At 39.2% G+C, this 15,712-nt stretch carries 10 protein-coding genes, 2 tRNA genes and 1 pseudogene; 5 read left to right on the top strand and 8 right to left on the bottom strand.

The annotated features are described in order from the left end of the window. The first annotated feature begins 14 nt into the window (after window positions 1-14). On the top strand, window positions 15-1,157 hold the full coding sequence (folK, locus tag GTQ34_RS10100; RefSeq protein ID WP_166523687.1) for a 2-amino-4-hydroxy-6-hydroxymethyldihydropteridine diphosphokinase: 1,143 nt from the start codon (window positions 15-17) through the stop codon (window positions 1,155-1,157). A gap of 114 nt (window positions 1,158-1,271) precedes the next feature. Here the strand turns inward: folK and GTQ34_RS10095 are convergent, their stop codons facing one another. Beyond that, window positions 1,272-1,814 carry an RNA methyltransferase gene (locus tag GTQ34_RS10095; protein WP_166523686.1) on the bottom strand — a complete coding sequence of 181 codons (543 nt, stop codon included), beginning with the start codon at window positions 1,812-1,814 and terminating at the stop codon, window positions 1,272-1,274. A gap of 152 nt (window positions 1,815-1,966) precedes the next feature. Here GTQ34_RS10095 and mutS point away from each other — a divergent pair, with 152 nt between their 5' ends. The 3 genes from mutS (at window position 1,967) to GTQ34_RS10080 (ending at window position 4,821) form a co-directional block, all read left to right on the top strand. After that, window positions 1,967-4,549, top strand: a complete 2,583-nt coding sequence (gene mutS, locus GTQ34_RS10090) for a DNA mismatch repair protein MutS (RefSeq protein WP_166523977.1) — start codon at window positions 1,967-1,969, stop codon at window positions 4,547-4,549. Between the two features lie 76 nt (window positions 4,550-4,625). Beyond that, window positions 4,626-4,698, top strand: a tRNA-Gly gene (locus GTQ34_RS10085). 38 nt (window positions 4,699-4,736) lie between these two features. Continuing rightward, window positions 4,737-4,821: transfer RNA gene (locus GTQ34_RS10080), tRNA-Leu, on the top strand. Window positions 4,822-5,068: 247 nt separating this feature from the next. Here the strand turns inward: GTQ34_RS10080 and GTQ34_RS10075 are convergent. From GTQ34_RS10075 to GTQ34_RS10045, 7 genes are all read right to left on the bottom strand, one after another. Then, the gene (locus GTQ34_RS10075; RefSeq protein WP_166523685.1) at window positions 5,069-6,007 is read right to left on the bottom strand and encodes a hypothetical protein; all 939 of its coding nucleotides are present in this window, start codon (window positions 6,005-6,007) and stop codon (window positions 5,069-5,071) included. A 108-nt stretch (window positions 6,008-6,115) separates the two neighbouring features. After that, a complete protein-coding gene (locus tag GTQ34_RS10070; protein WP_166523684.1) occupies window positions 6,116-7,351 on the bottom strand; it encodes a BspA family leucine-rich repeat surface protein in 1,236 nt (411 codons plus the stop codon). A gap of 62 nt (window positions 7,352-7,413) precedes the next feature. Further along, window positions 7,414-8,769, bottom strand: a complete 1,356-nt coding sequence (locus tag GTQ34_RS10065; protein WP_166523683.1) for a Kelch repeat-containing protein — start codon at window positions 8,767-8,769, stop codon at window positions 7,414-7,416. A 145-nt stretch (window positions 8,770-8,914) separates the two neighbouring features. Beyond that, a complete protein-coding gene (locus GTQ34_RS10060; protein ID WP_166523682.1) occupies window positions 8,915-10,561 on the bottom strand; it encodes a leucine-rich repeat domain-containing protein in 1,647 nt (548 codons plus the stop codon). Window positions 10,562-11,665: 1,104 nt separating this feature from the next. After that, window positions 11,666-12,070, bottom strand: coding sequence for a response regulator (locus GTQ34_RS10055; protein ID WP_166523681.1), 405 nt, complete (start codon window positions 12,068-12,070; stop codon window positions 11,666-11,668). After that, the gene (locus GTQ34_RS10050) at window positions 12,067-14,265 is read right to left on the bottom strand and encodes a PAS domain-containing sensor histidine kinase (RefSeq protein ID WP_166523680.1); all 2,199 of its coding nucleotides are present in this window, start codon (window positions 14,263-14,265) and stop codon (window positions 12,067-12,069) included. The genes GTQ34_RS10055 and GTQ34_RS10050 overlap by 4 nt, the downstream gene beginning before the upstream one ends. A gap of 169 nt (window positions 14,266-14,434) precedes the next feature. Further along, window positions 14,435-15,460 carry an alpha/beta hydrolase gene (locus tag GTQ34_RS10045; protein ID WP_166523679.1) on the bottom strand — a complete coding sequence of 342 codons (1,026 nt, stop codon included), beginning with the start codon at window positions 15,458-15,460 and terminating at the stop codon, window positions 14,435-14,437. 90 nt (window positions 15,461-15,550) lie between these two features. On the opposite strand from GTQ34_RS10045, the pseudogene GTQ34_RS16795 reads away from it, so the two are divergent. Next, window positions 15,551-15,712: pseudogene (locus GTQ34_RS16795) on the top strand (NRAMP family divalent metal transporter); the annotation flags it as partial.

Below are 15,712 nucleotides of genomic sequence, written 5' to 3'. Positions count from 1 at the left end.
TTGCCCTTCTGATCATGGGTTTAAAACATCGGGCATATCTTTCGTTGGGGAGCAATCTTGGAAATCGCTTCGCCATGCTGCAAAAAGCGGTTCTTTTACTTCAACAAAGAGCTGGTGAAGTATTGCGTGTTTCTGCCGTTTATCAAAACCCTGCCGCGGGCTTTGAAGGGAATGATTTTTTTAATACCGCCCTGTTATTGGCTACCCATCTTTCTCCGGAGGAACTTCTTTCCCATATTTTACAGCTAGAAAAGGAATTTGGACGTGTTCGAGGGGACCAAGGATATCAATCAAGGACGTTGGACATCGATATTATTCTTTATGATGATGAAATCATACAAAAGGATAATTTGAGCATCCCACATCCCCTAATGCATGAAAGAAACTTTGTCCTGAAACCCTTGGCCGATATTGCCCCACAACTATATCACCCAGTGTTGAACAACGATATCCGTAACCTGCTTCAACAATGCTCGGACAGAAACTCCTTGACCAAGACCAAGCATAAATTGTTCAAAAATCGGCTGGAGCTTTTTTCACAGTTGCAATTTATGGCCATTGAAGGCAATATTGGGGCTGGAAAGACCACACTCTCCAAAATGATTGCCACTGATTTTAACGCCAAATTGGTTTTGGAACGCTTTGCGGACAATCCCTTTCTCCCAAAGTTTTATGAGGACCAAACCCGCTATGCATTTCCTTTGGAAATGTCTTTTTTGGCCGACCGCTACCAACAGTTCACGGATGACACCTCCCAGTTTGATCTTTTCAAGAACTTTATGGTCAGTGATTATGACATCTTTAAATCCTTGATTTTCGCCAAGATCACGTTGCAGGCCGATGAGTTTGAATTGTACAGAAAGCTCTTTACCTTTATGTACAGGGAGGTAAAAAAACCTGAGGTGTATCTGTACCTGTATCAAGACACGGAGCAACTGCTGGCAAACATTAAAAAACGGGGAAGGGATTATGAGAAAAATATCAGTGCCGATTATTTAGAAAAAATAAACCGTGGGTATCTGGATTTTCTAAAAAGCCATCCCCAGCACAACAGCCTGATTCTCAACATGAACGACGTCGATTTTGTGAACAACGCCTCTGACTACGAAGCTATTTTGAACAAAATTGAGGACCATGTGCTCCATACCTATTTTTAAGAAAATTTTTAGAAAATGTTTGGATATAACGAATGGTTTTATTTTATTAGCCATCTCGTAACGAGAAACTAACTAACTCAAACTATATATCGAGCCCCGTTTTTCCGGGGCTTTTTATTTGCCCGACCTTTCCATTTTGTTCCAGATTTCCCAGACCACAACCCCAACACTCACTGCGATGTTGAGAGAATGCTTGGTCCCAAATTGAGGGATTTCCAATACTCCGTCGCAAGCAGATACCACGTCTTGTGAAACCCCTTTTACCTCATTACCAAACACCAATGCCAGCTCTTCATCGGTAGTTATCTCGAAGTAATTCAGCATGGTAGCTCCTTCAGCCTGTTCTACGGCCAAAGTGTGAACATGGGTTTGCTTTAGCTCTTCAATAAGTTCCAAGGTATCTTTCCGATACTCCCAAGCCACACTTTCCGTAGCTCCCAAGGCCGTTTTACGAATATCTTTATGGGGTGGCGTAGCTGTGATACCACAGAGATATATCTTTTTCACCAAGAAGGCATCTGCGGTCCTAAAAACAGAACCAATATTGTTTAGACTGCGGATATTGTCCAAAACCAAGATGATAGGTGTTTTCCGTGCCTGCTTAAATGCAGTGACATCCAAACGGTCCAACTCGCTATTTTTTAGTTTACGCCCCATATTTTTCAACCATTTTGCTTAAAATATCAACAATAATTTTGGATGTTTTCCAAAAACGATACATTCGTAACCCACCTCATTTTGTTGTGCAAAAATAATTGAATTAAATCGCTTTGGCAGTCCGTTCGAAATCCAAGAAAGTAACTCCGTTGATGCAGCAGTACAACAGCATCAAGACCAAGCATCCGGATGCCTTGTTGCTCTTTCGGGTGGGTGATTTTTATGAGACTTTTGGAGAGGATGCGGTAAAGGCCGCTAAAATTTTGGATATTGTTCTGACGCAAAGGAACAATGGGGGCGACCAAACTGCCCTCGCAGGATTTCCACACCATTCCCTGAACACCTATCTGCCAAAATTGGTAAAAGCGGGGCAGCGAGTCGCTATTTGCGATCAATTGGAAGATCCCAAACAAACCAAAACCATTGTAAAACGAGGGGTAACAGAATTAGTGACCCCTGGGGTAGCCCTCAATGATGATATCTTGTCTTCCAAAAGCAACAATTTTTTGTGTGCTCTTCATTTTGGCAGAAACAAAATTGGTGTTTCCTTTCTAGATATTTCAACTGGGGAGTTTTTAACCTCCGAGGGCACTGCTGAGCAAGTGGATAAGCTGCTCCAAAACTTTGGCCCCAATGAGGTTTTGATTTCCAAAAATCATAAAAATGATTTTACGGAGCTGTTTGGAACACAGTTTCATACTTTCTATTTGGAAGATTGGATTTTCCAAGAGGATTATGCACTGGAAAGCCTCACTTCCCATTTTAAGACAAAAACCCTAAAGGGTTTTGGTATTGAGCATCTCACCCATGGCATTATAGCTTCGGGTGCGGTAATGCACTATTTGTCCGAAACACAGCACAGTCGCCTGCAACATATCAACAAGATTCAACGAATTGCTGAGGAGGAATATGTTTGGATGGACCGATTTACAATCAGAAATCTTGAACTGTACCATTCCCACCATCAAAATGCGGTAACCCTGCTGGATGTGATAGATAAAACGCTTTCTCCCATGGGCGGAAGGCTTTTGAAAAGATGGTTGGCGCTTCCTCTAAAAAACATTGAAAAGATAAGGGAACGTCATCAGGTTGTCTCTTTTTTTAAAACGGAAACCACACTTCGGGAAAAGACACAGCAATGGATTGGCAAAATGGGTGATTTAGAGCGATTGATATCTAAATTGGCCACAGGTAAAATCAATCCCAAAGAGGTAATCCTTCTCAAAAACTCTTTAGAAGCCATTGTACCCATTAAACAATTGGCCCAAGAAAGTGACAATGCATCTTTAGAAAAAATGGGGCAGCAATTGGACAGCTGCGAAATGCTTCGGTCCAAAATAAAACAAGTACTCAATGAAGATGCCCCCATCCAAATTGCAAAGGGGAATGTTATATCTGAAGGGCATTCTGAAACGTTGGACGAGTTAAGACAATTGGCTTTTTCGAGCAAAGATTACCTGGACCAAATGCTGGAAAGGGAAACGAAGCTCACTGGGATCACTTCGCTGAAAATCGCATCCAACAATGTTTTTGGGTACTACATTGAGGTCAGAAACACGCATAAAGATAAAGTCCCGGAAGGATGGGTCCGCAAACAGACCTTGGTGAATGCCGAACGGTATATTACGGAAGAACTAAAAGAATACGAAACTAAAATATTGGGCGCCGAGGAACGCATCCATGCGCTGGAACAGCAATTGTTCGACCAATTGTTGGTTTGGATGCAGGAATACATTTCCCCGGTGCAACAAAATGCACAACTTATCGCCCAACTGGACTGCCTTTGTGGTTTTGCCCAGTTATCCTTGGAGAACAACTATGTGGAACCCCAAGTGGATGATTCCACAAGATTAGAAATAAAGGCAGGAAGACACCCAGTGATTGAGAAGCAATTGCCATTGGGAGAGACCTATGTGGCCAACGATGTTCTCCTGAACCGCGACGAGCAACAGATCATTATGATCACCGGACCCAATATGAGTGGTAAATCTGCATTGTTGCGACAAACTGCACTTATTGTACTTTTGGCACAAATGGGAAGTTTTGTTCCTGCAACTGAGGTTAATTTAGGCGTTGTGGACAAAATTTTCACCCGTGTAGGGGCCAGCGATAATATCTCCATGGGCGAATCTACCTTTATGGTGGAAATGAATGAAACGGCTTCGATTCTCAATAACTTATCAGAACGAAGTTTGGTGCTTTTGGATGAAATCGGTCGAGGCACCAGCACGTATGACGGTATTTCCATCGCCTGGGCCATTTCAGAATATCTACACGAACACCCTGCAAGGGCCAAGACGCTTTTTGCCACACATTACCACGAGTTGAATGAGATGTCCACCACCTTTTTGCGAATCAAAAACTATAACGTTTCTGTAAAGGAGTTGAAGAACAATGTACTTTTTTTAAGGAAATTGGTTCCTGGCGGAAGTGAGCACAGTTTCGGAATCCATGTGGCAAAAATGGCCGGAATGCCCCAACAAGTACTTCAAAGAGCCAACAAAATACTGAAGAAACTCGAAAAATCACATTCCAGTGAAGAAATGACCGAAAAGCTCCAGCAAAGTCAGCATGAAATGCAATTGAGCTTTTTTAATCTTGATGATCCCCTGTTGGAGGAGATAAAAGATGAGATTTTGCATTTGGACATTGATACCCTTACTCCTGTGGAGGCGCTTATGAAGTTGAACGAGATCAAACGACTTTTGAGCAAGAAGAAAAAAGCTTCTTCCTGAAAATTTTCTTTCTATTTTATAGAAATGTATTAAATTTGCATCCGCACTTTACAAACAGTGCAGGGTTCTTTAAAATGCGAAAATAGCTCAGTTGGTAGAGCATCACCTTGCCAAGGTGGAGGTCGCGGGTTCGAATCCCGTTTTTCGCTCAAAACGCTGCTTGCAGCGTTTTTTTGTTTAAGTCCATGCTCGAGTGGTGGAATTGGTAGACACGCCGGACTTAAAATCCTGTGGGCATTTTGCCCGTGCGGGTTCAAGTCCCGCCTCGAGTACTTAAATCCCTTTTGACTTATTGGTTATTAGGGATTTTTTATCTTTTCTTGCAATTCTCAACTTCTTCTGAAATTTGTGTATTTATGTAAGAATACCTTCATCCTAGAATTTCAGATACTCCTTAATTTTTTCATGATTTTCTTCAACTTAGACAAATTCATTCCAGAAATCTCTCTTTACTTTTTGCAATGTGCATTCTTTGTAATTCTATTGCTTGCCGTATTTCATATAATTTGTGAAAAATGCTTAATCTTGATATTCTATTTGCCAAATAGTTTTTCTATCAAAATCATTGTAGGTTTTTTCAATTCTGATTGGTAAATCGTTGCTATCAAACTCGTATTGCACTCTTAGCTGGTCACCAACTTGAAGTATGTACAAGGGCAAGTCCACATTGTCCTCGTACGAAATCAAATTACCGTTCCATACAATAATCTGATTATTTAAATTTCCAAAGATACTTCTCCGAAAGTAAGCTAATGGTCCCTTAGGTTCAGGACTCTCCAAATAGACATGCTCATATTCATCAATTCTGTCCGGCCTGAAAACAGATTTTGCAATTGGCATTCCGTTCTCCAACGTAACCTCGGCAACAATCCCATTATCAGACCTCCATATATTACCATTTTCATCCAAATCATATTCTGTATAGAATACTACTTCCCCAGGTGGGGAGAATACGGTTTCCGCTGTGATAATATTATTGGTATACGTATAGGTAACAAATAGCGTGTCGGGAACGTTGCGATTGTTCCTTATTGTCCTGCCAGAACTCAAATTGCCATTCACATAGTCAAGACTTTCAATAAATTCAGCAGTACCTTCAGAATCGTAAGTAATACGTGTCTTTAATAGTCCACTCTCATTGTACTCATATTCTTTGTAGTTATTCAAAGTGCCATCAGGCCTAAAACTTTGTGTCCCCACTAGCTTGTTGCTTTCAAACTGATACTCGACACGGGACACCAATCCACCATTTCTGAAGCTCTCATAACTCATTTTTGCGAAAAAAACAGTTTCTTCAGGTTCAATTGGCTCTTGCTCGTCAGGTCCTGGATTCTCAGATTGTTCTTCGTTGGGTTGATCCGTGCCCTTTACCTCTTCTGTTGATGATTCAGAGTTTGAACATCCAATTGTTATAGAAATAAGGAGTAATAAAAAAAATTGGAATATTTGCACTTTCATTCTTTTTTCGGTTTAATACTAATTAAAATAATTAGAGAGACACCAATATCAAAATTGTTTTTTCATGGACTACAATTAGTAAAATTCGGCCTTGTCTCAACCCAAGCATTAGCGTCCAAAATCAAAATCGGTACACAGTATTACATTGTCAACATTCCATGCGCTTAAATCTTGATTGAAGGCCATATTGTTTTCGAACATCCCAAACATATTGGCGACGTTACCCACATTCCAAGAACTTATATCCTGATTAAATTCGCTAGTGAAAAACATATTACTCATTGCTTGAACATTGCCTACGTCCCAATTCCCTATTTCCTGATTAAAGGGGGAAGTAGCAAACATATTGGCCATATCCGTAACATTGGTCACAATCCAATTTCCAATTGGCTGATTAAATTCGGAAAGAAAAAACATGCTGTTCATGGTCGTCACGTTTTGTACGTCCCAAGCATTGATATTTTGATTGAATGGAGATCTATGGAACATATAATCCATATTCTCAACTTTACCCACTTCCCAAAGGCTTATATCTTGATTGAATGGAGATTGTGAAAACATGAAAGTCATATTAGTAACGTTGCTAACATCCCATTGACCAATATCTTGATTAAATGAGGATATCCTGAACATGAAAGACATGTCGGTTACCTTGCTTACATTCCAGTTTCCAATAGCCTGGTTAAAGTCAGAACCAGAAAACATTCCTGACATATCAATAACACTGCTTACATCCCATGAACCTATTTCTTGATTGAAAAGTGCATCGACAAACATGAAGCTCATTGTGGTAACATTACTAACGTCCCAGGTAGTGATGTCTTGGATTAATAGGACTTCTTCGAATAATAGACTTAAATCATCAACTCTAGTTGTGCACACTCTGCTCACATCTTCTCCATTGGCAACCATGTCTTTCAACATCGCCTCATCAACCACGGTATATAATATTCCATTTACCTCTCCAGTATCCCCAACTTCCGCAGTATCAAGACACTTAATAGTAATTCCATTCTCATCAAGAAATATCGGGTTGGGCGTACAGCCGTTCTCATCTACCGTTTCATTGGGTAAGGTGTTGTTGCACTGGTCCATATCGTCGGTTACACCATCACCACCGGTATCGACCTCATCATTTACTGAATCATCGTTTCCCGTGTCATCGGAACCAATATCACCTGAGTCGGTATCACCAGAATCTGGTTGAGAAGTCTCCTCATCATTGTCTGGTTCCTGGGTAGTTGGTGGAACATCTTCTGAATCACTGCTACCACTGCAGCTTACAATGATTTGAAAAATGAACAACAGTATAAAAAAACTTACTATTGTTTTACTTGATATCATAATTGAAGGGAATAATTATCTACAAAAAGTTTTCTTTAAAGTCAATTTACTGGTCAATTTCCCTAATTGTCAAGATAAATAACTTTTTCAGGATTAAATTTCCATATATGGCCTTTAGCCGATACTCCTTCATTAAATACAATGTAACTATAGACTTCTCCATTAACTTGGCCAATTTCTCTTTGCGTATTAATAGGAAAAGGAAATGGAGCAATCTCTCTCCATTCCAAAGTCTCCAGATCAAGTTCATATAGGTCCAGAAAGTTAATTGTTTCTTGAGTATCCCAATATAAACTCATCCCGATGTATGCCTTATTTCCCTGAACTAGGCTTACGATATCGTCATTAACTTCAGGCGCTTCTAATCTATTGCCGGGATAATTTGAAACCACGCTAAATGTTCCATCATCTCTGTTAAACTTGAGAACTTCGTAACTTCTATTGATAGCATAAATATCAGTACTATTTTGAAATGTGGACCGAAGTTCTGTGGTAAGGTAGTCATCACCAACAAACCTAAAGCAACAATCATTTGGGGTATAACTCCAACTCCAATCAAAATTGAAGGTATACCCAATGCCATCTAGTTGCCCACTAAAATCTCCAGTATTGTTATTTATTGTAGTAACAAGTGACCATTGATCCATATTTTGGTCATACCTCTGTAAACTATTGTTAAACGTGCTCTTTACAAATGCGGATTCTTCTAAGTCGAATCTGGTGTATCCAGTGAACGGATTAGATTCAGGTGTTGGGAAGTCTGCTCCCTGTTCCAATGTTCCAATATTTTCGTTGATTTTAAAAAATCTACCATCTTGTAACAATATAAAGGGTTCTCCACCAACAGTAATTCCGTGGTAGTTGCTGGTGTAAGTGACTCCTGAAGGCATGTAGGACCATGGAGACATCGGATAACTAGTTTCAGCAACAAAGGATTCCGAAATCGAGGTGCAAGTGAGACCATCAACAGTCACATAACCAAAAATTTCATATTGAAATCCTTCGATTATGTTGTCAAGCATTAAACTAAAACCAGATTCAGAATCTGAGCCTAGCAAATTTTCCTCTTTTGAATCGTATAACCGCCGCAAAACAAAACCGTATTCACCACTGTCCTGAATAAAATTATCATGTGGCCAATCAAGAATAATCGTGAGTGAATTTTCTCCATATTCCCCAATTATGGGCTTAAGTTCTTGAATGATATTACAAGATGAGTCCTCATCCGAAACCTCATCGTCGGAATCTGTATCATCAGAATCAGGTTGAGAAGGCTCTTCATTATTGTTTGGTTCTTGGGTAGTTGGTGGAACATCTTCCGAATCACCACTGCTACTACAACTAGTCAAACTGAGAGAACCGATAATGAGGATAATAGAAAAGGCAATTATTTGCGTAGGGTTTAATAAATGCTTCATTTAGGAAATTTCTTATTTAATAGATACAAAACAAAGAAAATTTATTTAGTTATCAGTAACGGTTTAACCGTCAATTCTGCGGATTGTCGAAAAGTCAATTTTTTTCAAAAATAAACGGTACAAAAATTGACAGACTCTGATACTATTACTCAGAGCAATTTCCATTGGAAATTGCTGTAGGTGTTGGATTTACTTGGTTGTCTTGTATTACGATTTCACCTCCAGGACCTCCATTGTCAAATAGTCCTCCTAATGAACAAAAGTCTGAAAGAATTGTGTTATTCGTAATGGTTAAATCACTATCCAATGAAGATAGGTTTTCCAATCCATTTAAAGATGTAAGTCCTGGATTTGAAGTAACAATCAAAAGACTTTGGCCATTAAAATCGTCCGAAATTAACTCTAAGGATTCCAAACCAACAAAATTTGGTAAAGCGTCATTCCTTAATATGAGCAATTGATTGACTTCCCCTAAATTATCTAATCCGACAAATGAAGTTAAAATCGGATTTTCACTTATTGATACAATAGACGCAAATACTAGACTATCTAAACCCTTAAGGTCACTTAATGAAGCATTGCCAGAGATATTTAGTTGTTCAAGGTTACTTACATTATTCAAAGCCGATAAATTCACCAAAAGGTCATTAAACCCAATCACAATTATATTTGCGTCTACCAAATTACCAAGTCCATTAAGGGTATTTAAGCTATTGTTTACTTGTATGTAAATCTCTTCTGAAGCGGTTACACCCTGAAGACCATCCAAATCGACCAATGCATGGCATTGCTCTATCCTTACTGTTTGGGCGTTTATTGCTGAGTCGGATAAAGCAGATATGTCAGATAGCAAAGGATTTACTACCAAGTTTAACACGCCATTAATCGATTTAAGATTTTCAAGACCCGAAAGGCTAGTAATATTCTCGCAATTCGATATGTTTAAAACACCTGTAATATTTGTACTTTCAATAAATTCTAAGTTTTCTAAACCCCTTAAATCCGTCAATAAATCGTTATTGTCAATTATCAAACTTCCTCCAATCAGTCTTAAGCCATTAAGTCCCTGCAGACTCTCTAAACCGGTATTTCCAACTATCCTAAATCTTTTATCGGCGGCATTGGGTCCTCGACCAAGATTGTTTAATCCTTCAAGGTTCCTTAATTCGGTAGTAAACAAAATATCCAGATGAGAACTTACATATTCCAGGCCAAGTAAGGGACTCAGATCATTTACAGACCCTGTCACTGTTAGCCCCCCCAAAATTGTAGTTATGCCCATGTCGCCAAATTCTTGAACTCTGTCTTGAGTGTCAAGCAACACATCGCCCTCAAATACAATCTCGTCCAATGTTCGAAATGAAACGTCATTGCCGTATCCGACCCCATCACCGTTGATGGCATAAGCCCTTAAAAAGAAATCGGTACTTGCAGGAATGTCTGTCCCAAAAGAAGTGAACTCGGAGGAAGGCCCATCTTGAATTACATATCTAGAAAAATATGATTCCAATGTTGGATTTCCCGTAGTCCCAATCACGAATCCAATTTCAGTTACTGGGGTATCACCATTGCTAACTAACTCACCCTTAAAAACGGCAAAGGCTATGTTCAGTTCATCAATGTTCAAAGTCCTTACCTCAGGTAAAGAGAGTTCATCAACTGGATTTTCATCGTTATTGCCATCATCTCCTTGGATTGGATTATCGGATTCAGGTTCCATGTTGCTATCGGAACTGCATGATAAAACCAAAAGAAAGGACATTATTAAAAAAGTAAACAGGAAAGGTTTCATGGCGAGTAATTACTTGGTTCCTAAGAATACAAACTCTTTAGAGAATAATCAAAAATAATTGATGAATTAACTTAAATAAATGTAGGCATTACCCATCAACATACTGATTATTACCATAACCAATTTAAATCAGAAAGTGTCCATAAGAATCATTGCTTTTTATGGCTTTGTGAAATGATACTCTTAGTCTGAGATTTAAACTCATAAGATAATTGCTCAAACTCCTGCTTCGTCAGTTTATGATTATTTATCTGGATATAATTGTTGACGTTTTTTATTCCATTATTCCACTGACCTCTTTAATAATAATCTTAAATATATTCTATCTTCAACTCCAATCCATAGAGTTGTCCCAAAAATATTGTTGTTATTGTTCGAACCATATCCCTCCAGATAACAATGAAAGAACTCTACATCTACTACTAGCTCCAAATTTTTATCCTTTTGCGGACTTTTCTTGTAGCATATTGCTTGAATGTTTACTTTAAACACATATTAAAAGCCAAATACTTCAACTATGGTTTACCGAATACTTCTTATTTTGATTCTTCTAATATTCATTTCCTGTTCTGATGATGATTGCACCAAAACGCAGACCTTGTATGGAAATACGCAATTGCAAGGCCCTCCTAGGACCGTTGAGGTCCCATGCGACTTTCCCGAGCCTGAGCCAATTCGTGAACTCTGAATATAGCGTAATGGAGTAATTCTTTTCCTTTGTTAGGCTTAGGTCATTTGAATAGACTAATAGCTTTTTGACTATTTGTTTGAATTCTTGAATTTAATTCTATTGGAGTTTGATTAAATAACGTATCAAAAAAGCAGCTGTGACGGCGCCTTTAGTTTTTCTATATTATTGGGTTCATGTCTACAGTTGTAGTATAGATTGACCCATAATCCTAGCAATAATGCTGGTTTTGTCTGTATTTTGGCCCGTTATTGCTCGGAATCAATAAATCCTTTAAACCGTAGATTTCTCGCAGGTTTTCGATAAAAGAGTTCGAGAATGGAATCGTTAGGGATACTAATCAAAAAGCCGAGATTAAACTCTCGGCTTTTTTGTTGATATCATATCCCAATAAGATTGTGCTTTACGAAACTGAATTACACGCTCTCCTCCCTTAAAATCTCCCGTAACTGATCTTCATCAACAGGTTTTACAATATAATTGCTGACCATTTCATAGGTCTCGGCTCTTTGCCGGTCAGAGGGGTTGATGGAGGAACTCACCATATAGATGGTTACCTGTTCGCGATTATGGTGGGGTATCTTAACAAAGTCATCCAGAAAACCCCAACCATCCTTTATGGGCATGTTCAAGTCCAAAAAGATAACTGAGGGGAGTTGGCCTCCTGTATTGAGAAGGTCCAATAGAGCATCAATTGCCTCCTGCCCATCATGAAATACCAATATTTCTTCGGTAAAATTCAATTTTTTCATCAAAATCTTCATCCCATATTGATGGATGGGATCGTCATCTATAATACATGCTCTTTCCAATTTGCTCATACCTGTTCTGCTTTTAAAAATTTCACTTTGAATATAGTTCCTTTGTTCACTTCACTTTCTACCGTAATGGCTCCTCCCATGGATTCAATTTGATTTTTGGTGATAAACAACCCAATTCCTCTAGCATCTTTGTGCTTGTGGAAGGTTTTGTACATGCCGAACAGCTTTTTCCCATATCGGTCAAGGTCAATGCCCAATCCATTATCTTCAACTTCCAATACCACATGGTTGCCTTCAACAGTTATATTTATGTTGATTTTACCTTCTTTTTGAGGGTCTCTATATTTTATGGCATTGGTGATCAAATTGAGAACAATACTCTCTACATAGGCAGAAATCCCTTTTATGTAAACTTCTTTCGGCGTATTGACCAGCACTTGCTGCCTGTTTTCAGTAATTAGTGCGGACACATCCTTTAATACCTTGTTCACAGTTTTTGCAAGGGATATTTTTCTTAACTTTTTGCCAGCCTCCAACTTTACCTGGACCACTTCGTTGAGATGTGCTATGGTCTCGTCAAGCCCATTTGCAGCTCGTTTTAGCATTTTCAGCGATTCTTGATGCTCCTCTGTACTTATTTCATTATCCAAAAGAAAACCAGTTATCATAGATAGATTGGCAGTATGGGAACGAAGGTTATGCGAAACAATATGGGCAAAATTCAACAAACTATTGTTCTGGCTTGTAGTAAGTTCCAACAATCCCTTTAGTTTGTTAGAAGCCTCCACCCTCGATGTTATATCCACAATTTGAGAAATGAAATGGGAAAGCTCCCCATTGATTTTCTTCACTGCTGTAACGGTCAAGAACACATGGACCACTTGTCCTTTTTTGTTGAAGTATCGTTTCTCAATTTGATATGTGCTACGGTCTCCATTAATTACTTCACTGAGCAAGGATAAATCAATGTCAATATCATCAGGATGTGTAATCTCTTGAAAGGTTAGCCTTGATAGTTCCCCTGAAGTGTAACCCAAGCTCTTGCACAGGCTCTGATTGGCCTTTATAAAAGATCCATCTTGGGACACCAAAGCCATTCCGACAGAAGAATTTTCAAAAGCTCCTTGTAATGATTCCTCACTCTGAATTAATTGCAGCTGCGCGGTCTTTAATTCGGTAATATCTTGGTTTACACCTATCATTTTAAGGGCCTTGCCATTTTCATCCCTCATAACAGAAGCTTCCGCCTTTATCCAACGTATTTCACCATTGGGCCATCGCACCCTAAAATTAGTATCAAAATCACCCTTTCCGGCAATGGCATCACTAACGGCCTTGGCGGATTCTTCCTGGTCTTCGGGCAGCACACAAGATTCCCAAGCACTGTAAACCCCTTCAAAATCCGATTTCTTTACTCCGTAAAGCCTGTACATGTTCTCATCCCAGTACAGATCATTGTTGACAATATCATATTCCCAAATACCAATTCCGGCCGTTCTTGTTGCCCTAGCATGACGCTCGCTGACTAGTTTATAGGCAATTTCTGCCTTTTTACTCCTATCAATATCTTGAAATGTTCCTACAAGCCGAACACATTTGCCATCCACCATTTCCGGTTCTCCAATGGCCCTGACCCATACATCCTTTCCATTGGCAGTGACTATCTGTAGTTCGGTATCCCAAGAAGCACCGTTTTCGATACCTTCTTTCACCAATCGAGTAATGGTGTCCCGACTATACCCTTCTTTATAAAACGAGATTCCTGTTTCTAAATTTGGAACGAAATCCTCAGGAACTTCATGGATTTCTCGGGTTATTTTGGACCAATAGATTGTGTTGTCCAATAAGTCCACTTCCCAACCTCCGATGCGAGCAACTTCCAAGGATTTTTTCAGAAGTTGTTCTTCCAACTTCTTTTCGGTAATATCCTCCAGTATCAAAATAACCCCATCAACCTTGTCTTGACCAGTGTTAACTGTATTTAATTTCCATTCATACCAAACCACTTCACCATCCTCATGTGTTACTTTGGCACTATCGCACCGTTCACCTACTCCATCCAAACAATATTGAATATCCAATTGTAGTTCCTCGGGTAATTTGGGCATGCTTCGAAAAAAAGATTTTCCTTTTATGTTCTGGGACAAACCAAAATTCTCAAGCCATATTCCTGAAAAATCTAAAAAAGATAAATCCGTACTAAGCAGGGCAACGGAAACAGGAAATGTATGAAGACTAACTTGGTTGGCAATCATGGTGCTGGCTTAGTAAGATCTAAATTAAAATTAATTAAAAACACTTAATATGTAACTAAATACCTACAAAAACGATAAAAAAAACATGAATATTGTTCAGATATGACTTAAAATCAATAATCAAAAGTCACAATAACATAAAAATGGGATCAAGATAATCCGTCCTATTTCAGAAAAACACCGATTTCTTGGAAACGGGTTTCAAGCTTAAAACCTGCTCTAAAAATTTTTCAGTCTCCCATTGCACGGATTTTAAGTCCTTTGAAGTGATATATGAGGTCATCACATGATCCCCCACATCTGGAAATGCCTTTTTCCGTTTTTTCCCTTCCTGAGTTCCCAGTTCTTCATACATAGATAGCATAGCAGGCACGGAAACCACCTTATCCTGAATAGAATCATTTCGATAAAAATAACCCATAAAGACAGGTTGGGTCACTTTGTTGAAAGTCTTGGCCGTCATGGTATTATCAACCAAAGCCTGTAGTTGGGTCAGGGCCTCCACACGATATTTAGTGGTCCAATATTTTTGTTTTTCGGTATTGGCTTCAAATTCATGATAGTTACTTCTTTTTACCATTCTTGCCAATTGCAATCCCCAAGGACCGGCCAATAATTTGGCATTGGGATCATAAATCTTAATGTTCGGGGAATACAATAAGAGCCCTACAATATCCTGGTCACCCCCAGCCAAATGCAGTGCCAAGGTTCCTCCCGTTGATGTGGCCATAACGATTACTTTTTCCCCCAATTGCTTGGCAACGGCAATCGCCTCCTTAGCCGATTCCAATACTTGGTCAGCAGTTAAGTTGAGCATGGCTTCCTTTTCTTCTAGACCATGGCCTGCCAAACGGGGCAAGTAGAGATTGCATCCATATTTTTTTGCCACCTCAACATGCAAAGGATGACCTTCCATTCTACTGGCAGACCAGCCATGTAAGTATACAATACTATACTCCGTTTTGGTCGGGATGCTATCGAACCATACAATCTTCGCCCCATTCTTGGGTTTGATGTTGGGAACGGCCTCTTCTTTAGCATTTATCCAATCTTCCAAAGCAACCAAATCTGGATTAACTTTAGGTAACGAGGTGTCCATGTTGGGCTTTTCCACCTTCGGTCCAAAAAAGTAAACCAGTCCCAGAATGGTTAATAAAACAACAAATCCTTTCAGGATTTTTACTATGACCTTCATGAGTTTCTTAAATGCAATATGGAATGTATAATGGTGCTTTTTTGGTATGACATAAATATACTATTTTAGGCCAACGTACTTTCACTTTTCATGACAAAACTGAAACCGCTTTTAAAAGCTTTGGGTCCTGGTCTTCTATTTGCGAGTATGGCCATTGGCACCTCACATTTGGTACTGTCCACTAAAGCTGGAGCACAATATGGATGGGTCATGGTTATTCCCATTGTATTGGCCAATGTGTTTTTTTTTTTT

Source organism: Flagellimonas ochracea (genome assembly GCF_009903685.1).
In the GTDB taxonomy this organism is placed as follows: Bacteria; Bacteroidota; Bacteroidia; order Flavobacteriales; family Flavobacteriaceae; genus Flagellimonas; species Flagellimonas ochracea.
The sequence above is the reverse complement of the archived record's forward strand: the minus strand, read 5'-3'. Positions and strand labels throughout refer to the sequence as shown.